Genomic DNA, 22,652 nt, shown 5'->3' on the forward strand with positions numbered 1-22,652 from the left:
CATGCGTCGAGTAGTCGTCACCGGTCTGGGGGTTGTGTCCTCGATCGGGAACAATGCCGAAGAGGTTCTGACCTCGCTCAAAGCAGGTAAATCCGGGATCGTGGCCAGCGAGCAGATGGCAGAACATGGTTTTCGCAGCCAGATCGCGGGTACGCTCAAGATCGACGTGGCCCAGCATGTGGACAAGCGCACATTGCGCTTTATGGGTCCAGGGGCCGCCTATGCACATATCGCCATGAGCCAGGCGATTGCCGATTCCGGGCTGACCGAAGACCAGATCGTCAATCCACGCACCGGGCTGGTTGCGGGCTCTGGCGGACCTTCGACCAGCGCGATGCTGACGGCGCATCAAACCGTTCTGAAGACGGGCGCGACCAAGCGGATCGGGCCATTTGCCGTGCCAAAATGCATGTGCTCGACGATCTCGGCCAATCTGGCGACCGCGTTCAAGATCAAGGGCATCAACTATTCGATCACCTCGGCCTGCTCGACCTCGCTGCATTGCATCGGCAACGCGGCCGAACAGATCATGCTGGGCAAGCAGGACGTGATGTTCGCCGGCGGCGGTGAAGAACTGGACTGGACGCTTTCCTGCCTGTTCGACGCAATGGGCGCGATGTCGTCGAAATATAATGACACACCCGATAAAGCCTCGCGCGCGTTCGACGAAAACCGTGATGGTTTCGTGATTTCGGGCGGCGGTGGAATCGTTGTTCTGGAAGAGCTGGACCACGCTCTGGCCCGCGGCGCCAAAATTTATGCTGAAGTTACAGGTTATGCCGCAACTTCAGATGGTCACGACATGGTTGCTCCTTCAGGTGAGGGCGGCGAGCGCGCGATGCGACTTGCTCTGAGTACCCTGCCCGAGGGGCGCAAGGTCGGCTATATCAATGCTCACGGCACCTCGACCCCCGTCGGCGACGTGGGTGAGGTAGAGGCGGTGCGCCGCATCTTTGGCGAAGGCAATGTACCCCCCATCTCCTCGACGAAGTCGATGACAGGCCACGCTCAGGGCGCGGCGGGCGCGCTTGAGACGATTTTCTGCCTGCTGATGCTGGAAAATGATTTCATTACTCCATCGATCAATGTCGACACGCTTGCCGAAGGCATTCAGCCCGGTGAAATTGCAACTCAAGTGGTTGAAAACGCAGGACTGGACAGTGTCATGACCAACAGCTTCGGCTTTGGCGGCACGAACGGGTCCATGGTTCTTTCAAAGTATAACGGGTGAAAGTAATGTCGGATCTTCTCAAAGGTAAACGCGGCCTGATCATGGGCGTGGCCAATGACCGCTCGATTGCGTGGGGCATTGCCAAGGCCATGCACGAGGCTGGCGCCGAACTGGCATTCACCTATCAGGGCGAGGCATTCGGAAAGCGGCTGGAGCCGCTGGCTCAGAGCCTGGACAGCGATTTCATGGTCGATGCGGATGTCACCGACGACGAGTCGCTGGATCGCGCTTTTGGCGAGCTGGCCAAACGTTGGCCCACCATAGATTTCCTGGTGCATGCTATCGCCTATTCGGACAAGTCCGAGCTGACAGGTCGGTTCCTGAATACCACACGTGCGAATTTCAAGCATTCGATGGATGTCTCGGCCTATTCCTTCATCGAGGTCGCGCGTCGCGCCTATCCGTTGATGAAAGACAATGGCGGTTCCCTGCTGACCCTGACGTATCAGGGCTCCAACCGGGTTGTGCCCAACTACAACGTGATGGGTGTCGCAAAGGCTGCGCTGGAATCGGCAACGCGCTATTTGGCCAACGATCTTGGCCCCGATGGCATCCGCGTGAACGCGATTTCCCCAGGGCCGATGAGAACCCTCGCCGGTGCAGCGATCGGCGGTGCCCGCAAGACCTACAAATTCTGCGATCAGAATGCACCGATGCGCTCTAACGCCACACTTGAAGCTGTCGGCGGAACGGCTGTGTACCTGACGTCAGATGCAGGTGCCTGCACGTCGGGTGAGATCATCCGCGTTGACGGTGGCTTCCACGTTCTGGGCATGCCTCAGCCCGAATCCATGTGACCATATCTTTCCCTGCCGCTGCCCAGATTTCACCATCATTAGGCGGCAGGTAATCGATATGAGCAAACTTGACCAAATCATTGCAAACAATGCACGCGCGACGCAAAGCCGGCGAAAGCCCGGCTTTCTCAGCCAACGGGCCAGGGTGCTATTGCTTACGTTGACTTCACTGTTGCTGGTGTTCGTCTTCTTTACGCAGCCACAGGTAAGGGCCGCGATTCAAGCTCTGATAGGGTGAGATCGGGGCCGGACATCCGGCCCGAACCATGTCTCAGTTGACTGAAACGACTTCGATCTCGAAAACCAGATCCTGCCCTGCCAGCGGGTGATTTGCATCCAGAGTAACGGTGGCTTCGTTTGAATCCACAACCGTTACAGGCACGGCCTGACCTTCTGGCGTTTGCATCTGCAACTGTGTCCCGGGATCCAGGGGGATGTCGTCTGGAATGCCTTCACGGGGAATTTCCTGACGCATCGCAGGGTTGATCGGGCCGTAGGCGTCTGTACAGGCAATTTCCACCCGCGTCTTGTCCCCGGTGGACAGGCCCGGCATGGCACGGTCCAGCCCCGGGATGATCTGGCCCGACCCGACCACGAATTCCAACGGATCCCGCCCGTCCGAGCTGTCAAAGACTTTGCCGTCCAGCAACGTCCCGGTGTAGTGGATGCGAACCGTGTCGCCTTGTTTGATTTCGGTCATCGTGGCCTCCGGCCGTTCCAAGGGGTTAAGCGGCCAACCCTATAGGTTGACACAATGTTGTAAACCCTCGGCTCTTTCACCCCCTGCGCCGATGTGCCAACCTGCGCGCAATCTAAGGAGGACTATATGCCGATCACGACCTGTGTGTTCGATGCCTACGGAACATTGTTCGATGTTGCCGCGGCTGCCCGACAGGCGGCAGACGAGCCGGGTTTCGAAGCCCTGAAAGACAAATGGACCACCGTTGCGGGGCATTGGCGTCTGAAACAACTGCAATACACATGGCTGCGCGCCGTGGCGGATGCGCATGCGGATTTCTGGGACGTTACCCAGGACGGGCTGGATTGGGCTCTGGAGGCCGCAGGCCTGCAAGGCAACCCGGGGCTGCGCCAACGTCTGCTTGATCTCTATTGGGAATTGCAGGCCTATCCCGAAGTTCCGGCCATGCTGAAAGCCCTCAAGGATGGTGGGCTGCAAACGGCGATCCTGTCCAACGGGTCGCCCCCGATGCTGGACGGAGCCGTGAAGTCCGCCGGAATCGGCGATGTATTGGATGATGTGCTGTCGGTCGAAAGCGTCGGCGTCTTCAAACCCCACGCCCGTGTCTATGATCTGGTGCAAGACAGGTTTGGCTGCGCACGCGATGACGTTTTGTTCGTCAGTTCGAACGGCTGGGACGCTGCCGGGGCCAGCGGGTACGGTTTTGTGACCGCATGGGTCAATCGGATTGGTGAACCCATGGATCGCCTTCCCTGGACACCTGCGCATGTGCTGTCCGATCTGGCCTCGATTCCCAAGCTGGCCGGTCTCTGATGTCAGAATTCATGACAACGGACGGCAGGCGCATCTATTTCAAAGAGTCCGGCACCGGCACGCCGCTTTTGTGCCTGGCCGGTCTGACCCGAAACAGCCGCGACTTTTCGTTTTTTGCGCCACATGCCTCGGGCCTGCGCATGATCGCCATGGATTACAGGGGGCGCGGGCGTTCGGAATACGACCCCGACTTTATGAATTACAATATCTTCCGCGAATCCCATGACGCGATTGAGCTGCTCGATCATCTGGGGATCGAGAAAGCAGTCATTCTGGGAACATCGCGCGGCGGGCTGATCGCCATGGCGCTGGCCGCAAGCCACCCCGAACGTCTGGCCGCCGTAATTCTGAATGACGTGGGTCCGGTTATCGAGCCGTCGGGCATCGCCAAGATCATGGCCTACGTGGGGGCGCAGCCCACCGCCAAAACCTATGATGAAGCCGCCGCCGCATTGAAACACGTAATGGAGCCACAATTTCCCGGTGTTCCACTGGAGACCTGGCGCAAGCAGGCAGAATTTCAGTATGAAATGCGCAAAGACGGGCTGAAGCTGCGATATGATCCAGCCCTGCGCAAGGGGCTTCTTGAACAAGCTGCAAGCGCGGCAGCCCCTGATCTTTGGGTGTTCTTCGAAGCCTTGCGTGGCATTCCCACCGGTGTGATCCGGGGCGCGAATTCCGATGTTCTGGGCGCGGACACTCTGGCCGAGATGCGGCATCGACACCCGGAGCTGATCTCGGTCGAGGTACCGGATCGCGGGCATGTTCCGTTCCTGAACGAAGTCCAATCACTGGACCTGATACAGAAGGTATTGAAGAACGCCGCATGAGCACATTTGAGATGATCGAAGCCGCCGCAGAACGGCTGAAAGGACACGTTCGCGAAACGCCGATCCTGTCGTCGCCCTTTCTCGACACGCTTGCGGGCCGCCGCATTTGGGTCAAACCGGAATGCCTGCAACATACCGGCAGTTTCAAGTTTCGCGGCGCGTGGTCGGCCATTTCGGCGCTGGATGAAGGCATACGCCAGCGTGGTGTGATCGCATATTCATCGGGCAACCATGCGCAAGGCGTTGCGATGGCCGCTTCGAAACATGGGATTGCCTCGGTCATTGTCATGCCATCGGACGCGCCGCAGCTCAAGATCGACAACACCCGGGCGCTGGGCGGCGAAGTCGTTTTGTACGATCGCGCGAATGAAAAACGGGAGGAAATAGGCGAAGCCATCGCTGCTGAACGTGGTCTGACCCTGATCCGCCCCTATGACGAACCGCAGGTCATCGCGGGACAAGGCACAACCGGGCTGGAAATCGCCAGGCAGGCCGCGGAAATTGGGGTTTCGCAGTCGGATGTTCTGGTCTGTTGCGGCGGCGGAGGTTTGACCTCGGGCATTGCGCTGGCGCTGGAGAAACACGCGCCGAATTTGCGGGCGCGCCCCTGTGAGCCGGAAGGGTTCGACGACGTCAAACGATCCTTGGCGTCAGGTCGCATTCAAAACAACAATGCGGCGTCGGGTAACATATGCGATGCGATCCTGACACCGCAGCCCGGCGACATCACCTTTCCGATCCTTCACCGTCTTTGCGGCCCCGGACTCTCTGTCACCGAAGACGAGGCATTGCAGGCCATGGCATATGCCTTTCTGCGCCTTAAAATCGTATTGGAACCCGGCGGCGCCGTAGCACTGGCCGCGGCCCTTTTCCGGGGCGACGAGATCGAAGGCGACGACGTGATCGTCGTCACATCGGGCGGGAATGTCGATCCGGGAATATTTGCTAAGGCGTTGGAATTCCTGACCTGACATCGGTGCGAAAGCCGTGCAAATTGCATCAGGACGGCATGACGACAAGGACCTTTGTCATGATGATCGCTGATCTGGGCGACGTGAAACTGAACTATCGCATCGACGGCCCCACGGACGGTGCACCCATTGTGTTTGCCAATTCCCTGGGAACCGACCTGCATATTTGGGACGCGGTGCTGCCATACATGCCCGACGGGCTGCGCATCATCCGGTATGACAAACGTGGGCACGGGCAATCCTCGGTGCCCCCTGCACCCTATTCGATGGGCGCTTTGGTGCGGGATGCCGAGGCGCTGCTGGATCACCTTCAGGTTCGCGATTGCGTCTTTGTCGGCCTCTCGATTGGCGGGATGATCGCGCAGGGGCTGGCGATCAAACGCATGGACCAGATTCGTGCGCTGGTGCTATCGAACACCGCTGCCAAGATCGCCACGCCTTCGATCTGGCAAGAGCGCATTCAGGCGGTGCGAAAGGGCGGGATCGAGGCTTTGGCCAATGCCACGATGGAGCGTTGGTTCTCGCGCGAATTCCGCCACGCCCAAAATTACCTGCCCTGGCGCGATATGATGGTCAGCCAACCAGTCGAAGGGTATCTGGGCTGCTGTGCCGCCATTGCCGGTACCGACTTTTATACCCCCACAAGCGGCCTGCGCCTGCCCACGCTTGGAATTGCGGGCAGCGAAGACGGATCGACCCCACCCGATCTGGTGCGGGAAACGATTGATCTTGTTCCCGGATCCCAATTTCGGCTGATCCGCCGCGCTGGACATTTGCCTTGCGTTGAGAAACCCGCGGAATACGCAGAAATCCTGACCGGATTTCTGACCGAGATCGGACATGTCTGAAGGAGAATGACAATGGCGTCCTTCCTGTTGGTCCATGGCTCGTGTCACGGCGCCTGGTGCTGGCGCGACCTGATCCCCGCTTTGGAAGCCCTGGGCCATACCGCCCGCGCCATCGACATGCCCAGCCATGGTGCAGACCCCACGCCGGTGGCCGACGTCACGCTGGACGGTTGCCGCGATGCCATTTTGAACGCCTGTACACCCGATACGATCGTCGTCGGCCATTCCTGGGCCGGCTTTCCGATCAGCGCAGCGGCCGAGGCCCGCCCGGATGCGATGCGCGCCTTGATTTACCTGTGTGCCTATGTCCCTCGGGATGGTCTTTCGATGGCGGAAATGCGCAGGCGCGGGCCACGGCAAACCATTGCGCACGCAGTGGAAAAATCTGCGGACGGGCTTTCCTATACCGTGTCCGTGGATGCGATCCCACAGCTGTTTTATCACGATTGCCCGGACGACGTCCTGCCATACGCATACGCGCGCCTGTGTCCGCAAGCCATCCTGCCACAAGAAACACCGCTGCCTGTCGGCCCACGCTTTTCCAAGGTCCCCAAGGCCTATATCCGAACAACCGACGACCACACGATACCGACCGAGTACCAGGCAGACATGAGCGCCTGCGTCCCCGAAAACCTTCGACGTACAATCGACAGCTCGCATTCGCCGTTTTTTTCACATCCGCAGGAATTGGCTGAGCTTCTGTCCGAACTGGCGGGCAAACTCTAACAACCTGCCGCAACGACATGGGGTGTCCCGCGGAACTGTCTCTTCCCTCATTCGCCGGGCATGACTAGGGTGCCGCTCACAACTCATGTGTTCAGGTCCCATGCGTCTGCCGTTTTTCTTTATCCTCTGCATCGTCATGATCGATGCTATGGGCATTGGTCTTGTGATGCCGATCATGCCGCAACTGATCGTCGAGGTTCAGGGCGGCACCCTGGCCAATGCCGCGATCTGGGGCGGTGTGCTGAGCACAGCCTTTGCCGCGATGCAATTCATCTTCGGCCCCATTCTGGGAAACCTTTCCGATGCTTACGGGCGCAGAACGGTATTGCTGGTGTCCTTGTTCGTCATGGCGCTGGACTACGTCGTCATGGCCTTGGCGGGCAGCATCTGGCTTTTGCTGGTCGGACGTATCGTCGGCGGCATAACGGCGGCCACCCATTCGACGGCGGCGGCTTTCATGGCCGATGTGTCCGACCCAAAAGACAAGGCCGCAAATTTCGGCCTTCTGGGCGCGGCATTTGGCGTGGGGTTCGTTCTGGGTCCGGTGATCGGCGGATTGCTAAGCGAATTTGGAACCCGCGCACCATTCTGGGCTGCTGCGGGTTTGGCGGCGCTGACCTTCTGCATCGGATATTTCGTGATGCCCGAAACGGTGACCGATGAAAACAGGCGTGCCTTCAACCTGCGGCGCGCGAACCCGGTGAACTCGCTTCGCGCCATAGCATCATTGCCCGGCATCCGGCCTATGCTGTGGGTCTATTTCCTGTATTCGGTTTCAATCTACGTCTATCCGGCCATCTGGTCCTATTTCACGACCGAGCGCTTCGGTTGGTCCGCGCAGATGATCGGCCTGTCGCTTGGAATCTATGGTATCGGCATGGCCGTCGTGCAAGGCGGTCTGATCCGCCCGGCCATCCGGCTTTTGGGCGAGCGGGTAACAATCATCTATGGCATGATCTTTGAAATCATAAGCTTCGCCATTCTGGCCTTTCTGACCAACGGCCTGATAGCACTGCTTCTCATTCCGATTACCGCCATTGGGGCGGTCATCACGCCCGCCCTTCAGGCGATGATGTCACGGGCCACACCAGATTCTCAGCAAGGTGAATTGCAGGGTGTCCTGACTGCGTTGCATGCGCTTTCGATGGTGATCTCACCGTTGGTGATGACCAGCGTATTCGCGCAGTTCATTCGACCTGACACCCCGCTCTACCTGCCTGGCGCCCCGTTTCTGCTGGCACTCTTGTTGATGCTGGCAGGGTTCCTACTGTTTAGACGGTCCCGGCCTGTCGTGGCGTAACAACGACACGCAAATGGCGGTTTCTGCCTTGCGAGCCGCCTTTTCCCGCGCCACCGTGAACCCAACGGGAGTGAGGGACAACATGCAAAAAATCAAAGCCGCAGTCTGCCGGGCATTTGGCGAGCCACTGGTGATCGAAGACGTTTATCTGGCCCCCCCCGGCACGGGCGAGGTCGAGGTGACACTGGATGCCGTGGCCATCTGCCATTCGGACATTTCCTATGCCGAAGGCGCATGGGGAGGGTTCCTGCCAGCGGTTTACGGGCACGAAGCCGCAGGCGTGATCACCGCAGTCGGAGACGCGGCCGGGGATTTCAAGGTCGGCGACCCTGTGGTGGTGACCCTGATCCGCGCCTGCGGGTCTTGCCCTGCCTGTGCAGGCGGGCAACCGACAATTTGCGAAACACCCTACGACACTGTCAAAGGTCCATTGAAAACAGGCGATGGCGGCGCGCTCGAACAGGCGATGGCATGCGGGGCCTTTGCTGAAAAGGTCGTGGTAAGCCACCGCCAGATTGTCAAAATCCCGGATGACCTGCCTAAGGAACTGGCCAGCCTGCTGTCCTGCGGCGTGATCACCGGGGTCGGCGCTGCGGTTAATGCGGCAGGCGTGCGCCCTGGTCAGGACGTGGTGGTCATTGGGGCGGGCGGGGTCGGCCTGAACGCAATTCAAGGCGCGCGGATTGCAGGCGCGCGGCGGATCGTGGCCGTGGACATGACCGAAGAAAAGCTTAAGATCGCCAAAGAGTTCGGCGCAACCCACGGCGTTTTGGCCAGCTTGGATCAACCATGGAAAGCCGCATACAGGGCGCTGGGGGGGCGCGGTGCCGATGCCGTTCTGATCACCGTCGGCGCGATTCCCGCTTATGATCAGGCTCCGCGCTATCTTGGGCGCGGCGGCAAGGCGATCATGATCGGAATGCCACATTCCGGTGACATGGCCAGCTATGAACCCGTTGTATTGGCAGCCCTGGGCCAGGGTATCGTCGGGTCGAAAATGGGCGACGTGGTCATTCAGCGCGACATACCCTGGATGGTGGACCTGTATAAGCAGGGACGGCTGAAACTGGACGAGCTGATCTCGGGCCGCTGGTCTCTGGATCAGATCAACGAGGCCATCGCCGACACCAAAACCGGATCGGCCAAGCGAAATGTGATCCTGTTCGACAGGACCTGACCCACCGAAAGGATTTGGGATGAAACTTCAGGATCTCGACGTCATCGTCACCGCCCCGCCCGCCCCGGGCTGGGGAGGGCGATACTGGATACTTGTCAAAGTGACGACCGATACCGGCATCACGGGATGGGGTGAGTGTTATGCCTCGTCCGTGGGCCCCGAAGCGATGCGTCATGTCATTCAGGACGTGTTCGACCGGCATATGTTGGGAGAAAACCCCGAAAACATTGAACTCATGTTCCGCCGCGCCTATTCCAGCGGCTTTACGCAGCGGCCGGACCTGACGGTGATGGGCGCATTCTCGGGGTTGGAAATTGCCTGCTGGGACATTCTGGGCAAAGATCGCGACAGGCCGGTGCATGCGCTGCTGGGCGGCAGGATGAATGACCGGATCCGGGCCTATACTTACCTGTACCCCCTGCCCCAGCACAACCTGAACGATTTCTGGACCTCTGCCGAACAGGCCGGTGAAACGGCGGCGGAAATGGTGAACCGTGGCTACACCGCCGTGAAATTCGACCCGGCCGGCCCCTATACCATCCGCGGCGGGCACATGCCCGCGATGAGCGACATTTCCATGTCCGTCGCCTTCTGCAAAGCGATCCGCGAGGCCGTGGGGGACAGGGCCGATCTGCTGTTCGGCACCCATGGCCAGTTCAACACAGCCGGTGCAATTCGGCTGGGGCAGGCGTTGGAACCATACCAACCCCTGTGGTTCGAGGAACCTACGCCGCCGGACAATATCGAAGACATGGCCCGTGTCGCGCGCAATGTACGCATTCCGGTTGCCACTGGAGAACGGATGACCACAAAGGCCGAATTCGGAGCCGTCCTGCGCGCCGGAGCCGCCGAAATCCTGCAACCGGCGCTGGGGCGTGCAGGCGGAATATGGGAGATGAAGAAAGTCGCCGCCATGGCCGAGGTCTTCAACGCGCAGATGGCACCGCACCTCTATGCGGGTCCGGTGGAATGGGCCGCCAATATTCATCTGGCGGCGTCCATTCCCAACCTGCTGCTTCTGGAAACCATCGAAACACCGTTCCACGATCTACTGATCAAGGGCTCGATCCGGGTCGAGAATGGCTTTGTCGCCGCCCCGGATGCTCCGGGCCTTGGGATCGATGTCGATGAAGACCTGGCCCGCGCGCACCCATATGACGGCGACGGGTTGCATCTCCAAATGCAGGAGGACCCATGCGATTACGTTGAAGGCAACGCTTTTCAAGGGGGCGCCCCGGCAACCGAGGGGTGACAATACAAATGGCCTTGATGCATATTGGCATCACGAAACGCGATATGACGGTCCGAAAGTGGCACTTAACGAAACCGAACCTCAGGCACACCCAACAGACGCTCCGCCGGACATGAAAGACAACGCTGCACGCGCGGCTGCATTTCTTAAAACACTGGCACATGAAGGGCGCCTGATGATCTTGTGCCATCTTGGCGGTGGTGAAAAATCCGTCGGCCAACTTGAAGAGCTGCTTCAGCTACGACAGGCTGCCGTCAGCCAGATGCTGGCACGCCTGCGCGAGGAAGAGTTGGTCTCGACGCGCCGGGAAGGCAAAACGGTCTATTATTCATTGCGCGACGGTGCCACGGAAAAAGTGATCCGCCTGCTTTATGATTTGTTCTGCAACACGGACTCTTGATCGCTAATTGGACACATAGCCGGCGATAACCTGCAACAGCTTGAATGCGGTCGCCGCGTCGTTTTCCACAACGGCAAGGAATTCTTCTTCACCGATCCGCAAGCAGGAAAGCTGGGTTTCCGCCACCATGCTCAGCGCACGTGGTTCTTTTCTGATCAGGCCCAACTCTCCGACCAAAGCACCAGGCCCGACTTTGGTGATCAATTGGTCAGGCCCCTGTTCTTGCGGCAGATACAAACCTGCTTCGCCCTCCAGCACCACATAGGCACCGTCGGTGGGTTGGTCATCTTTCAAGAACACCACCTGCCCCGGCGCGGCATCAAACCAGCGCGCACCAAAGGCCAGCAGGCGCAGCTGACGCCGGTCCAGACCCGAAAACAAGGGGGTTTGTTCCAGAGCGCGCAGTTTCCGCGTCAAATCCGCCGATGCTGCACTGTCTTCCTCCACCGCCACAGGCCCTCCGTCCGAGACCACACGACCTTGCCGGATTTCAACATACATGTCGAATGCACCGGGGTTTTCAAACTGATCATTCAGATAGACGACGGTGGTGTCCGGCAGCAGTTCACGGAGCCGTTTATAGACCGCCACCTGCGTTTTCATGTCGTAGCTGGCCAGCGCGTTTTCCAGAATCAGGATGTCAGGTTTCTTGATCGTCGCTCGGGTAAAGGCCAAGGGTTCGGCAAACACCGCCGGAAGATTCTGACCGCCGAGAGCAACCTGGACATCATAGATCAGCTCTGTGACCAATGGGCGCGCGCCGTTTTCAGCCAACACATCCACTATCACCTTGCGGGCTTCGTCCGAACGGGAACCGCCAATCTGGCTGACTTTTCCGAACAGCGCATTTTCCATGACCGTCAATCCGGGCGCAAAGACGTTCGGATCCAATGGAACGAAGACGTCTTGCAAACGCTCCATCAGTTTCTCGGAATGGCTGTGCCGGAGTTCGAGGATGCGATCCTTCAGTTCATCCGTGAACGCAGGTCCGATCTGTTCGGCAGAGATCACAAATGGCACCGCCAACATGTTGGCAAGCTGTTCGTCATCCAGCCCGTCCGAACCTTCTTTGCGGGTCTGGTCCACCAGATCCACCGCAATTTCATAGGTTTTTGCATCAAGACCAAGCTTTTGGAATAACGGGTGGTCGGTTCCATCCATCCCGAAGATCTGGCGCAGCATGTCGATCACGTCGCGGGTCAACGCGATCAATGTCTCGTCCAGCCCCAGTTCACGCAACTGTCCGAGAAAGACCTTTTGCTGCGCAAGCAAAGCCTGTGTCACAGGAACACGTGGCGTTGCGAAAAGCAGATTTTCAGCCACAGGCAGGGCCGCATTATAGGTGTTCCGGTCAAAGACAAGCGCCTGTTGTTCCAGCCCGGCATCCCGAACCGCCTGCTGCACGACCGGGCGCAGCTCGATCAGTTTCTTTGCCAGTTCACAATGCTCGGCCGCATCGAAGCTTTGTTCGGCGCCCCGTTGGAACAGCGCTGCGCCAAACCCCATTCCATCAATCAACTGCAACCACCAGGCACGCAGTTCTGTGGCGTCCTGAAAGCCGGCCAGAGTTGGGTCCAGCCATTCCGCCCCAAACGGATCGGCACTGTTGCCTGCCCTCAAGGTTTCGAGAAAATCCGGGTCGTCCGGCGGGTCAGTCAGCGGTTTGAACCGCATCGGCATCATCACGTTGTCGCCCAGCGTACCCTGGAACATGACAGGGCGTGATGTGACATACCCGATACGCGCGGCGACAACCACCTGATGCAACTCGGCCAGTTTCAGATCTCCGATCCGAACCTGGCCAGCACTGGGGCGTATTTCCCGTGTCAGCAATTCGCCGATGGCGCGTCGATCTTCCTCGCTGGGGGCGGCGATCCCAATTGTCTGTCCGGCAGGAAAACTGAGGTCCAGATCATCAAGCACCTGATTGCCATCCATGTCACGCACCGAAACGTGGTCCAACACGATGTCGCCGTTCAGGTGCGGCCACTCGGAAGGTTCACTTTCGAACAAGGTTTCATCATGCATTCCGGCCGGGGCAAAACGGTCAATGACCACATCCCAGCGCAGCGACATGTCCTGGGTCTGGTTGTAATAGGTCAGCAGTTCCTTCCAAGGTGAGCTGAGATCCTTGTACGCAGCCAATGCGGCAACCAGCGCCCCCAGCGAAACCGAGCCCTGAAGCACCAACAGACCACCAACCAGATAGAACATGAACGGTGTAAGCTGCGAGATGAAGTTGTTCAGGAATTTCATGAAGAACTTCTTTTGATAGATCTCGAAACGGATGCCGAACAGGCGTCCCAATTGCTCTGAGATCATCGACCGGCGAAAACGCCAGCCGCCATTGGTCCGCAGGGTGGACGCGCCCGCCGCGTTCTCGCCAATCTGCGCCGCCAGAACTCGAACCTCCTGAATGCGTTTCTTGTTCAGCAGGTTGATCTGGCGTTGCAGCTTGGGGATCAACCAGGCCTGCAAGGGTATCAGCGCCACGGCAGCCAGCCCGAACCAGACGCTTTGTAGGAACAGGAAGGAAAGTATGGTGATCATTTGGCCAGCCTGAAGAACCGGCTGGCTGATCGCGTCGCCCATCAGGCCGCCCATCGGCTCGCTTTCGGCGGTGATCATTGACACCATTTCACCCTGGCTGACACGCTCGAAATAGGGTTGAGGAAAGCGCAGCGCCCGGCTGATCAACTGATAGCGAAAGCGCCGCAGCATCCGTTCACTCAGCACGCCCTTCATGGTGTTGATGCGCATTTTCATCAGGCCATGGCACAGCACGGCCGCCAGAAAGGCAAAGCACAGAGCAACCAGAAAATTGGTCTGCGACATGGAATAGCCCCAGATCGTCACCTCAGAGGTGGACGACCCGATCGCGTCATTGATTATTCGTTTTGGCAACTCAAGTGTGAGATACAGCAAAGGAAACAGCGTCGCCGTCACAGCCAGCAGGACCAGCTGTTCGCGCTTGGAGTATTTCCAGATAAAGCGGAAAATTGTGCGTTCTATGGAACCTGCCCCTGCTGCTGACCTTCGACGTGGATTAAACGCAATGCATGCAATTTCAACAGCATGAATCAAATATCATCCAGACAGGATAAGCAAATTTTTCCCTTTTGGAAAATTTCTTGACCGAATGTGAACTAGTTCATTTACGCGTGCCCGTTTTATTGCCTAATGTTGGCGTCAGAACGATATCGGGAGGGTTCTTTTGACTGCCAGTATTGGCGCAGTGTTTCTTATGCTTTGTCTTTTGCTGATCAAGCATATGTTCGCTGACTACTACCTCCAGACACCGAAGATGCTTTCCGGTCGGGGTGAGTATTTTCACTTGGGACGCGCGCAACATGCCGCTGTGCATGTTGTGGGTTCTATCGTCGTTTTTTTGGTGTTCGGCGCGCCGCTGGTTTTTATTCTGATTGTCGGGGCGCTGGAATGGTTCATCCATTTCAATATCGATTTCATCAAGGCCAGCTATTCAGACAAAAAGCGACTTGAGCCAACGCAACCCGCTTTTTGGCGCGCCGCAGGTTTGGATCAGTTGATGCACAACCTGACTTATGTTGCGATGGTTTGGGCCTGGGTTACCTTCGCCGCCTGAACGGTGTCAGGCCGCGTTCTCCGATACGGCAAGCCGATAGGCCCTAAGCCACATCCGATCCAATGCGTCAATCGCAGCAGGGTCGAACCGGTGCTCAACTTCCCAATACCGACCCGAGGCTACATAATAGCCAAGATCATCTTCCATTCGCTGCACACTGTGCATGGCTGCAATACCGGGAAGCGGTGCGGCTGTCAGGTCAGATAGGTTGACGGATGGAAACACCAGCCGGCTTGGCGCGCCGGATAACCGTACGGTTCTGCACCCCTGAGCGGCTGCATAAAGCCCCAGTCGGGCGGCCTTCGCTTCAAGCGAACGCAGTGTCACGTCCTTTCGCAAAGGGTCCGCCGTGCCATTTCCGTAAAAATGTGTTCGCCCCGATCCTGAATACATCATGTCGCAACCGGAAAAAGCCAGAACATCCGGCTTCAAGACTGACAAGGCCCAATAGCCTGCCGTGAAAGCCATCGTTCCGCCGGCATAAACGAACCCGCCATAGTCATTCTGTCTTGGGACGTATTCGTCGGCAGTGACTATGTGTTGAGTGCCAAGAACTTTTCCAGGGAGGCGCTCTGCCGGGAAGTCTTCGGGGTGGATCAGGTAATCCCAGTCTTCTCGGATGCGCCATGCGTTGTTGATGGCGACGATATGCGTGAAAGGCGCGCGCGACCATGCCCGCGCCTCCAGCGCCGATGGGGCGCTGCCAAGGATCAATACGGTTGTCTTTCGGTCGGTCATGTCAGGGCCGGGCTTGTTGACAGCCACACACGACATAGACCGTTTGCGAAACGCGACTAGCCCAGAACCGAGAAACTGCTTTCCTCATTGATCGGTCGTTTGCGCGAGTAGAAGCCCACGTCGATTGTCCGCTTGATGTATGGCAATTCGAACTGCAACGGTTTCGCGTCGTGATCGGCGCCACCTTCACAGTAATCGATCAGTGCCGCCATCATCTTGCCCGCAATGGGCGCATTCTTGTATTGGTTTCCGCTTGAACCACAGGCCATGTAGAATCCCGGCAGGCTGGATTTGTCATAGATCGGAATCCAGTCGGTAGACGCATCATAAAGGTCAACCACGCCCCGCGTTTTCGATGGAATACCAAGGCTGGGCACACGCTGCGCATACCGCATGGCCTGCGTGGTCCATTGATCGGTGAATTCACGATTGTAGTTCACATCGTCCTCGCACCACTGATGCGGATCACATTCCGGATCCTCAGATCCGACAAGGATGTGATTGCCGTGTTCCGGGCGGCAATAGCAGGCAATGTCACTGTCCGAAACGATGGTTCCGTCGTGTTCAAAATCGAACCCTTCAGGGGCTGGAACGTGCACGACCTCTTGCCGCAAGGGTCGGGTTTTGATGGTCATATCGTCCAGAACGCCGGCCATCTTGTTGATGATGGACGAACCAGGTCCTGCCACATTGACCACAACCTTGGCGTGGATTTCCTCGCCCGAGGCCAGCTTGACGCCGGAAACGCGCCCGCCCTCGGTCAGGATTTCCGTGACTTCAGCGCCGGTGCGCAGCTCGGCCCCATGCTGTTTCGCGGCATCCATCAGGTTCTGAGCCGACAGGGCCGGGTCGGTGACATAACCCGCCTGAGGCCAGTACACCCCGCCCGTCATTTTACGCCCGTTGGGTTGGCCGAATTCAGGATCGTCCATACGGCGCGCGGGGGCAAAGCTGTCCAGCGAATAGACCGGCAAGCGTTCCAGCACTTTTTCATCTGACCATTCTTCGAACGGGCAATTCAGCTCGGACGAATTGCGCATGTGTTTTTCCAGCATCCCGTTCGCCTCGGTTTTCATGACCAGACAGCCGGTTTCGCGGAACTGCGCAAGGTTGGCGTCTTTCGGCAAGCCAAGGTACTCGGCCCAGTCGCGCCAGTAGTGGTAGCCTTCCCAGGCAAACGCGGTTCCATCGAATGTGGAATAATGCATCCGGATAATCGCGCAGGACCCCGCGGTAGAACCGTGCCCGACCTGAGAATTCCGGTCCAACGACAGGGTTTTCCATCCCGCCTTGGACATCTCGAACGCAATGGCCGCGCCGATCACGCCGGTTCCGATGATGATTGCGTCTGGTTGGCTCATGTCTGGTTTCCTTTCCAAAAGCGTAGGGAATACGCGCTGAATTCTTCAACTTCCTCGGGTTTCGGCTCGACACCTGTGAAGGCGTAAAGGTAATGCGGCACCATCGACAGCCGCATCTCGATAGGTTCGTTCAATTGCGCCAGATCATAACCGATCTGCATGTAATACAGCACGCGCGCCCGGGTTTCGGCTTCGATCTCGGAATAGCCGTAGCGGGCGAACATGGCGTGCAGCGCTTTCAGCCTGCGGGCGTCCGACTGATCCAGCATACGCCGCACCTTGCCCGATTTTCGCGCCCAGTCACGTACGGCAAAATCCAGCGCAGTATCGAACAGATCGGTGTTCACCACGCACCGATGAACGTTGCAGACGGCCGCCGTTATCGTCTCGGCCGGTGCTTCGGCCTGCGCGACCAAGGCGGCGGTGTTGGTGGCCTGCCAGCGCGCCAGCAACGCATCCAGCAACTCTTGCCGGGATTTGAAGTACCAATAGAACGACGACCGCGATACTGCCATCCGTTCGGCAAGGTTCAGGACCTTGATCTGGTCCACCCCGTCCGAAATCAGCACATCCATCGCCACGTTCAGCCAGTCGTCACGCGTGACCTTGATGTTGCCGATCAATGGTTCGGCCTCGGGGTCATCGCGATGAAGGATCGGTTTCGGGCTCATTCAACTCTCCGGTGGGGCACCGCCCTCGGCGGTACGACGGGCAATGAAGTCATGTAAATCACCTGTCCGATCATTGTCGACAGCGGGCGCCCGGAAGTCGTTCAGAATGCCTTTCCAAACATCCGTTGCCCGATGGTTCGCGTCCACCGAACCACGCTCGGCCCACGTGCCGAAATTGGCGTAGTCATGGACATGCGGTTGATAGAATTCAGTATTATAGCGCTCCATCGTCTGGCTTGATGCGAAGAAGTGGCCACTGGGTTCAACCTCACTCAATGCAGTTTCAAACCCGATCTCGGACGGCCCCGCCTGCGCACCTGCGCACAGTTCGGCGACCATATTCAGCACTTCGGCGTCGCAGACCAGCTTTTCGAAGGAAACCGTCAAACCGCCTTCCAACCAGCCTGCGGAGTGGATGATCACCGTTGCCCCGGCCATAAGGCATCCCCAAAGCCCAAACTGGTTTTCGTTGGCGGCTTGTACATCGTTGGTGTTTGACGCCGATCCGGCAGCCGACCGCCAGGGCAAACCAAGATGCCGCGCCAGTTGGCCCGCAGCCAGTGATGCCTGAAAGTGCGACGGCGTCCCAAAAGCGGGCGCGCCGGACTTCATGTCCACGTTACTGGTGAACGTGCCATAGCAGACCGGCGCTCCAGGATTGGCAAGTTGGGTCAAAGTCAGCGCGGCAAGGGCCTCGGCATGAGACAAGGTGATCGCCCCGGCCACAGTAATCGGCGCCATCGCGCCCATCAGGGTAAACGGCGTGATGATCGACATCTGACCGTGGCGGGCAAAGTCGATCAGACCTTGCGCCATCGGGATGTCCAAGGTGCGCGGGCTGTTGGTGTTGATGATAGTATAGCAATGCGCATGGCCCCGGAACGCATCATCCGAAAGACCGCGGGCCGTGGTCAGCATCTCAAAGCAGTCCATCACCTGTGGGGTTCCGCGCGAAAAGAAGAACGGAAACTTGTCTGTCAGTTCCATCTGGGCCCGAGTCGTGAAGTAATGACGCAGATGGGTCGGCACATCTTGCGGCTCGACCTGTGGCGAAATCATCTGGAACACGTCGAAATGATGCGTGAGCTTCAAAAACTCCAGATAATCCTGACCTGTCGCCGGGCGCCGACCACGCTCAAGGTCGGTTGCGTTCGGCGCACCGGCTCCGGGTTGAAACACCAGCGAGCCCAGTTCGAGAGTAAAATCGCGACGCCGCGAGCCGGCGCGGCAGGCGATGGAATTGGGCGCTGACGCGACTGCGGCTTCAACTATCTCGCGCCCGATAAACACCATCTCAGTGTCTTCATCCACCCGCGCGCCGCCCTGTTTGAACAGTTTCCGCGCCTCGGGCAGCAGGGTCTTTACCCCCAACTCTTCCAGTGTCCGCAAGGCGGTGTCATGCATATCCGCGATTTGATCGGCCGGGAACACTTCCATCTGTGGGAAAGGATTCCTGAGCTGGCGATAGTTCACATCGCGACCGGGCTGCGGGGCGGCTTCAGCCCCCCGCCCCCGCCGTCGGCGCCCGCGCTCTGCAGCAGTCATGATCAGCCTCGCATCGCTTTGCCTTCGGGGTCATAAGGTGACGGCGCAATCACACGCGCCGGACGTTCAACGCCCACCACGTGGACGGACAGTTCCGTGCCCGGTTCCGCCTTGTCCCGATCAATCAGGGCCATCGCCAGTGACTTGCCGGTATAGTGCCCGTAGCCGCCCGAGGTTACGAACCCAACGCGTTCGCCATTGGCCCAGACCGGTTCGTATCCGCTGGCATCTGCGTCCAGAGCATCGATTTCCAGTGTCGCCTGAATTTGCGCGGGGCCGTTGCCGTCACGTTCGGCAAGCGCGCCCGCCTTTCCAACAAAGTCCTTGTCCCAGTCGATCCAGCGGTCCATTCCGGTCATGCCCGGTGTGTACGCCTGCGTGAACTCCGCCGACCAGATGCCAAAGCTTTTCTCAAGCCGCGTGGACAGCATCGCGTTGAAACCGCATTCGCGGATGCCTTCCTCGGCCCCCGCTTCCAGCAGGAGGCGGCGCAGCTTGATATGGTCGCCATAGCGGCAGTTGATCTCGTAGCCCTTTTCTCCGGTCACCGACATGCGGGCGACGCGGGCGCGCACGAGGCCGATATCGAAATCGCCGCACCCCATGAACTTCAAGCCCGAGATATCCTGTTCCGCCAGTTTTTCCACAACCGCCTGTGACTTCGGCCCGACCACGGCAAAGCCGCAATATTCCTCGCCCAAATCACGGATATTGACGCCATCCATCATGTGATCGTCGAACCAGCGCATATGCCAGGCCCGCAGGTAATAGCTGCCCATGATCCACCAGGTCCCGTCGCCCCAATTCAGCACCGTCAGATCACCCTTCAGGCGTCCATCCTCACCCAACATCGGGGCCAGTTTCGCACGACCCGGGCCGGGGAGCTTGGAGGCCATGACATTGTCCAGCCAAGCTTCTGCGTTCGGACCGGAAACCTCGAACCGCGAAAAGCCCGAAATATCCAGCAAGCCCGCACCTTCGCGGATCACTTTGCATTCCTCGGCCACGATGTCATGCGCGTTCGAACGCTTGAGCGTCGGGGTTTCCTCGAACCCTTTCGGCGCGAAATAAAGCGGTACTTCGAGATCCCAGCTGACGCCCCATTTGCACCCTGCCTCGGTCATCGCATCATGCGCCGGTGCCATTTTCAGCGGCCGTCCGGCGGGCAGTTGCTCGTTCGGATAGGTCATCACGAAGCGGCGGGAATAGAACTGGCCCGTCGTCTCGCGGATGTAGCGCTTGTTCTGTGCAAAATCGCCATAGCGCGCCACATCCATCGGCCACGCGTCGGCCTCGGGTTCGCCATGGATCATCCATTCGGCCAGCGTCTTGCCGACGCCGCCGCCTTGCAGGAACCCGGCCATCACCGCGCAGGCGGTCCAATAGCCCCGCTTGCCCGGCACCGGACCGACCAGAGGGTTGCCGTCGGGCGAGAAGGTGAACGCACCGTTCACCCATGTCTTGATGCCCACGTTCTGGATCGCCGGATAGCGTTCGAACCCCAGCGTCAGTTCGTTTTCGATACGGTCCAGCTGCTCCTGGAACAGCTCTTCGCCATAATTCCACGGCGCGCCGTCCATGGCCCAGTGTTCGTGATCGACCTCGTAGATTCCGACCAGAACACCCTTCTGATCCTGCCGCATATAGGTGAAGCCCTCGAGATCCACGGTCATCGGCATCTCGAAATCGGCCGCTGCGACCTCGGGCACCGTGTCGGTGATCAGGTAATGGTGTTTCAGCGGAGAAACCGGCAGTTCGACCCCTGCCATGCGCCCCACCTGCTTGGCCCACAGGCCGGCGGCGTTGACCACATGTTCGCAGGTGATCGTGCCCCTGTCGGTCACCACCTGCCAGCCATCTGCCGTCTGGATCAGTTCCTCGACCTTGGTTTCCTCGTAGTATTCCGCCCCGCGCTTTTTCGCGGCGGTAGCATAGGCCTGCACGGTGCCCGTGGTGTCGATATAGCCTTCGCGGTCGGCCCACATCGCGCCCAGAATGCCGTCGGTGGACATGATCGGGCAGCGTTTCTGCGCCTCTTCAGGGCTCAGCAGTTCACAGTCATCAATGCCGATGGACTGGAAGATACGGTAATTGGCCTGCAACCACTCCCACCGCTCGGGGGTTCCCGCCAGCGTCAGACCACCGGTCATGTGCAGGCCGATATTCTGGCCTGATTCCTTCTCGATCTCGCTGAGCAGATCAATGGTATAGGCCTGCAAAGACGCCATGTTCGGATCGGCATTCAAAGCATGAATGCCTCCCGCTGCGTGCCAGGACGACCCAGACGCCAGCCGCCGCCGTTCCAACATGACGACATCCGACCAGCCAAACTTGGCCAGGTGATACAGAACCGAGGCCCCGACAACGCCTCCTCCGATGACCACGACGCGATATTGGGATTTCATCCCGACCTCCCCTGAACAGAATCTGAGGAGACGCTAGTGGCACTGTTCACATCTGTCTAGACATTTCTGTACAGTGCTGATCACAACGCAACCCGGCACGGTTCAGCAGGTTTACAGACTTGCGCTTGGACGAGATTGGATGGCTTGAAACCACGCAAGGGTGGCCGCGTTGTCTTCCGGGATACGCATCTTGATGACGCGGGCGAAATCGACAAAAACGAAAGCCGAGATATCCGCCAGGGAAAACACGTCACCGGCCACAAACAGGCTTTCCGTCAGACGTGATTCCAGCATTTCAAAGAAGGATGCCACACGCTCGCGCCCGCGCTGTGCAAGTTCGGGAATCTGGGCATGATTGGAAGGGCCCGGAATGGCGCGATCCTTGAAGGCGGGATGTCCATTGCGCAATGCCTCGGCAATCGGTGCCCCGCCCTGATGTTCGACGATCGCGTTCCACATCAGAACCAAACCTTTTTCCTTGGGGGTTCGGCCCATCAAAGGCGGTTCCGGAAACTGTGCCTCCAGAAATGCCGCAATGCCCAGATTTTCTGTCAGAACGGTTCCGTCATCCGTTACCAGAACCGGGATCGTGGCCCGTGGGTTCACAGCGCGAAAGGCTTCGCTCAACTGTTCACCTTTCGCAATCGAGACCTCACGCGTTTCGATATCCAATCCTTTTTCGGCAATGAACATCCGCGCACGACGAGGGTTTGGAGCAGTGGAGCAATCGTAGAAAATCATGCCGTTACTCCTTTTCGGTCAGCGGCGATATATGAAACAGCGCCCTTCGACGGCGCCTTCGGGCAACGGCATCTCGGTCAGCCCTTCGAAATACATCCGATCACTCGAGACCATCAGCCCGCCCGGAGCAAGCAAAGGCTCGATGAGCGGAGATACAAACCGCGCGAATTTGTCATTCTTTTCGCGATTGTGCCCGCCAAGATCCGCGTGGATCAGGCTGGCTGACGCACCGAACCGTTCAACCGATGCAGGTAGGGTATCCCGCACATCACCCAGAATCACGCGATCTTCGGGCGGGGTCGAGTCGGGGTGCGAGGCCACCGCGCGTTCGAACACATAGACCGGGCGACCATCCATGTGCTGCACAAGATGGTGATACGTACGCCCGTTGCCCAAACCCAATTCGAACACCGGACCTGTCATGCCCGCAGTGTGCCGGATTGCGTGATCCAGACAAGCGCGCTGAGACACCATGCGATCGATGAACAGATCCAGACGGCTTTGATTCTTGGACACCGGAAAATATCTCCTTGATACCATTC

At 58.6% G+C, this 22,652-nt stretch carries 21 protein-coding genes; 12 read left to right on the forward strand and 9 right to left on the reverse strand.

Translation table 11 applies throughout. The features are described 5' to 3' along the window. Position 1: 1 nt before the first annotated feature. Both fabB and I9185_RS16190 read left to right on the forward strand, forming a co-directional pair. Positions 2-1,231, forward strand: a complete 1,230-nt coding sequence (fabB, locus tag I9185_RS16185; RefSeq protein ID WP_171117367.1) for a beta-ketoacyl-ACP synthase I — start codon at positions 2-4, stop codon at positions 1,229-1,231. A gap of 5 nt (positions 1,232-1,236) precedes the next feature. Next, the gene (locus I9185_RS16190) at positions 1,237-2,028 is read left to right on the forward strand and encodes an enoyl-ACP reductase (RefSeq protein ID WP_210093562.1); all 792 of its coding nucleotides are present in this window, start codon (positions 1,237-1,239) and stop codon (positions 2,026-2,028) included. Positions 2,029-2,299: 271 nt separating this feature from the next. Here I9185_RS16190 and I9185_RS16195 read toward each other — a convergent pair whose 3' ends face one another. Next, the gene (locus I9185_RS16195) at positions 2,300-2,728 is read right to left on the reverse strand and encodes a peptidylprolyl isomerase (RefSeq protein ID WP_171330048.1); all 429 of its coding nucleotides are present in this window, start codon (positions 2,726-2,728) and stop codon (positions 2,300-2,302) included. A gap of 126 nt (positions 2,729-2,854) precedes the next feature. Between I9185_RS16195 and I9185_RS16200 the strand changes: the two genes are divergently transcribed. The 9 genes from I9185_RS16200 to I9185_RS16240 all read left to right on the forward strand — a co-directional run bounded on the left by I9185_RS16200 (position 2,855) and on the right by I9185_RS16240 (position 11,045). Then, positions 2,855-3,541: a haloacid dehalogenase type II gene (locus I9185_RS16200; RefSeq protein ID WP_171724484.1), complete on the forward strand. Its 687-nt coding sequence runs from the start codon at positions 2,855-2,857 to the stop codon at positions 3,539-3,541. Further along, positions 3,541-4,371 carry an alpha/beta hydrolase gene (locus I9185_RS16205; protein WP_171636726.1) on the forward strand — a complete coding sequence of 277 codons (831 nt, stop codon included), beginning with the start codon at positions 3,541-3,543 and terminating at the stop codon, positions 4,369-4,371. Before I9185_RS16200 ends, I9185_RS16205 begins: the two co-directional genes overlap by 1 nt. Then, positions 4,368-5,342, forward strand: a complete 975-nt coding sequence (locus I9185_RS16210) for a threonine/serine dehydratase (protein ID WP_171636724.1) — start codon at positions 4,368-4,370, stop codon at positions 5,340-5,342. Before I9185_RS16205 ends, I9185_RS16210 begins: the two co-directional genes overlap by 4 nt. 59 nt (positions 5,343-5,401) lie before the next feature. Beyond that, positions 5,402-6,190, forward strand: a complete 789-nt coding sequence (pcaD, locus tag I9185_RS16215) for a 3-oxoadipate enol-lactonase (RefSeq protein WP_210093588.1) — start codon at positions 5,402-5,404, stop codon at positions 6,188-6,190. Between the two features lie 12 nt (positions 6,191-6,202). Beyond that, entirely contained in the window at positions 6,203-6,916 is a 714-nt protein-coding gene (locus tag I9185_RS16220; protein WP_171636722.1) for an alpha/beta fold hydrolase, read from the forward strand. A gap of 100 nt (positions 6,917-7,016) precedes the next feature. Then, complete coding sequence (locus I9185_RS16225; RefSeq protein WP_210093563.1) at positions 7,017-8,216, forward strand: TCR/Tet family MFS transporter; 1,200 nt, start codon at positions 7,017-7,019, stop codon at positions 8,214-8,216. Between the two features lie 82 nt (positions 8,217-8,298). Further along, positions 8,299-9,393 carry a Zn-dependent alcohol dehydrogenase gene (locus tag I9185_RS16230; RefSeq protein WP_210093564.1) on the forward strand — a complete coding sequence of 365 codons (1,095 nt, stop codon included), beginning with the start codon at positions 8,299-8,301 and terminating at the stop codon, positions 9,391-9,393. 19 nt (positions 9,394-9,412) lie between these two features. After that, entirely contained in the window at positions 9,413-10,645 is a 1,233-nt protein-coding gene (locus I9185_RS16235) for a mandelate racemase/muconate lactonizing enzyme family protein (protein ID WP_210093565.1), read from the forward strand. Between the two features lie 112 nt (positions 10,646-10,757). Beyond that, positions 10,758-11,045 carry a metalloregulator ArsR/SmtB family transcription factor gene (locus I9185_RS16240; protein WP_171636950.1) on the forward strand — a complete coding sequence of 96 codons (288 nt, stop codon included), beginning with the start codon at positions 10,758-10,760 and terminating at the stop codon, positions 11,043-11,045. A 3-nt stretch (positions 11,046-11,048) separates the two neighbouring features. Here I9185_RS16240 and I9185_RS16245 read toward each other — a convergent pair whose 3' ends face one another. Next, entirely contained in the window at positions 11,049-14,045 is a 2,997-nt protein-coding gene (locus I9185_RS16245; protein WP_210093589.1) for a cyclic nucleotide-binding domain-containing protein, read from the reverse strand. A 214-nt stretch (positions 14,046-14,259) separates the two neighbouring features. Here I9185_RS16245 and I9185_RS16250 point away from each other — a divergent pair, with 214 nt between their 5' ends. After that, positions 14,260-14,649 (forward strand): DUF3307 domain-containing protein, encoded by a 390-nt coding sequence (locus I9185_RS16250; RefSeq protein WP_171724492.1) that lies wholly within the window; start codon positions 14,260-14,262, stop codon positions 14,647-14,649. A gap of 6 nt (positions 14,650-14,655) precedes the next feature. Here I9185_RS16250 and I9185_RS16255 read toward each other — a convergent pair whose 3' ends face one another. The 7 genes from I9185_RS16255 to I9185_RS16285 all read right to left on the reverse strand — a co-directional run bounded on the left by I9185_RS16255 (position 14,656) and on the right by I9185_RS16285 (position 22,650). Continuing rightward, positions 14,656-15,387, reverse strand: a complete 732-nt coding sequence (locus I9185_RS16255; RefSeq protein WP_210093566.1) for a hypothetical protein — start codon at positions 15,385-15,387, stop codon at positions 14,656-14,658. A 56-nt stretch (positions 15,388-15,443) separates the two neighbouring features. Continuing rightward, positions 15,444-16,748, reverse strand: a complete 1,305-nt coding sequence (locus I9185_RS16260) for an FAD-dependent oxidoreductase (protein ID WP_210093567.1) — start codon at positions 16,746-16,748, stop codon at positions 15,444-15,446. After that, the gene (locus I9185_RS16265) at positions 16,745-17,419 is read right to left on the reverse strand and encodes a TetR/AcrR family transcriptional regulator (RefSeq protein WP_171636708.1); all 675 of its coding nucleotides are present in this window, start codon (positions 17,417-17,419) and stop codon (positions 16,745-16,747) included. The genes I9185_RS16260 and I9185_RS16265 overlap by 4 nt, the downstream gene beginning before the upstream one ends. Beyond that, positions 17,420-18,964: a trimethylamine methyltransferase family protein gene (locus I9185_RS16270; RefSeq protein WP_210093568.1), complete on the reverse strand. Its 1,545-nt coding sequence runs from the start codon at positions 18,962-18,964 to the stop codon at positions 17,420-17,422. 2 nt (positions 18,965-18,966) lie between these two features. Continuing rightward, a complete protein-coding gene (locus I9185_RS16275; protein WP_171636704.1) occupies positions 18,967-21,369 on the reverse strand; it encodes an FAD-dependent oxidoreductase in 2,403 nt (800 codons plus the stop codon). Between the two features lie 111 nt (positions 21,370-21,480). After that, positions 21,481-22,110, reverse strand: a complete 630-nt coding sequence (locus tag I9185_RS16280) for a glutathione S-transferase (protein WP_171724498.1) — start codon at positions 22,108-22,110, stop codon at positions 21,481-21,483. 18 nt (positions 22,111-22,128) lie between these two features. Then, on the reverse strand, positions 22,129-22,650 hold the full coding sequence (locus I9185_RS16285; protein ID WP_171724499.1) for a class I SAM-dependent methyltransferase: 522 nt from the start codon (positions 22,648-22,650) through the stop codon (positions 22,129-22,131). Between the last annotated feature and the right edge of the window lie 2 nt (positions 22,651-22,652).

Source organism: Ruegeria sp. HKCCSP346 (genome assembly GCF_017872595.1).
In the GTDB taxonomy this organism is placed as follows: Bacteria; Pseudomonadota; Alphaproteobacteria; order Rhodobacterales; family Rhodobacteraceae; genus Ruegeria.

Bases quoted from the DNA above. Each gene is read 5' to 3' on its own strand.
- fabB (WP_171117367.1), top strand. From the start codon at position 2: ATGCGTCGAGTAGTCGTCACCGGTCTGGGGGTTGTGTCCTCGATCGGG.
- I9185_RS16235 (WP_210093565.1), top strand. From the start codon at position 9,413: ATGAAACTTCAGGATCTCGACGTCATCGTCACCGCCCCGCCCGCCCCG.
- I9185_RS16205 (WP_171636726.1), top strand. From the start codon at position 3,541: ATGTCAGAATTCATGACAACGGACGGCAGGCGCATCTATTTCAAAGAG.
- I9185_RS16220 (WP_171636722.1), top strand. From the start codon at position 6,203: ATGGCGTCCTTCCTGTTGGTCCATGGCTCGTGTCACGGCGCCTGGTGC.
- I9185_RS16190 (WP_210093562.1), top strand. From the start codon at position 1,237: ATGTCGGATCTTCTCAAAGGTAAACGCGGCCTGATCATGGGCGTGGCC.
- pcaD (WP_210093588.1), top strand. From the start codon at position 5,402: ATGATGATCGCTGATCTGGGCGACGTGAAACTGAACTATCGCATCGAC.
- I9185_RS16270 (WP_210093568.1), bottom strand. From the start codon at position 18,964: ATGACTGCTGCAGAGCGCGGGCGCCGACGGCGGGGGCGGGGGGCTGAA.
- I9185_RS16210 (WP_171636724.1), top strand. From the start codon at position 4,368: ATGAGCACATTTGAGATGATCGAAGCCGCCGCAGAACGGCTGAAAGGA.
- I9185_RS16275 (WP_171636704.1), bottom strand. From the start codon at position 21,369: ATGAAATCCCAATATCGCGTCGTGGTCATCGGAGGAGGCGTTGTCGGG.
- I9185_RS16195 (WP_171330048.1), bottom strand. From the start codon at position 2,728: ATGACCGAAATCAAACAAGGCGACACGGTTCGCATCCACTACACCGGG.
- I9185_RS16230 (WP_210093564.1), top strand. From the start codon at position 8,299: ATGCAAAAAATCAAAGCCGCAGTCTGCCGGGCATTTGGCGAGCCACTG.
- I9185_RS16240 (WP_171636950.1), top strand. From the start codon at position 10,758: ATGAAAGACAACGCTGCACGCGCGGCTGCATTTCTTAAAACACTGGCA.
- I9185_RS16280 (WP_171724498.1), bottom strand. From the start codon at position 22,110: ATGATTTTCTACGATTGCTCCACTGCTCCAAACCCTCGTCGTGCGCGG.
- I9185_RS16255 (WP_210093566.1), bottom strand. From the start codon at position 15,387: ATGACCGACCGAAAGACAACCGTATTGATCCTTGGCAGCGCCCCATCG.
- I9185_RS16265 (WP_171636708.1), bottom strand. From the start codon at position 17,419: ATGAGCCCGAAACCGATCCTTCATCGCGATGACCCCGAGGCCGAACCA.
- I9185_RS16225 (WP_210093563.1), top strand. From the start codon at position 7,017: ATGCGTCTGCCGTTTTTCTTTATCCTCTGCATCGTCATGATCGATGCT.
- I9185_RS16200 (WP_171724484.1), top strand. From the start codon at position 2,855: ATGCCGATCACGACCTGTGTGTTCGATGCCTACGGAACATTGTTCGAT.
- I9185_RS16285 (WP_171724499.1), bottom strand. From the start codon at position 22,650: ATGGTATCAAGGAGATATTTTCCGGTGTCCAAGAATCAAAGCCGTCTG.
- I9185_RS16260 (WP_210093567.1), bottom strand. From the start codon at position 16,748: ATGAGCCAACCAGACGCAATCATCATCGGAACCGGCGTGATCGGCGCG.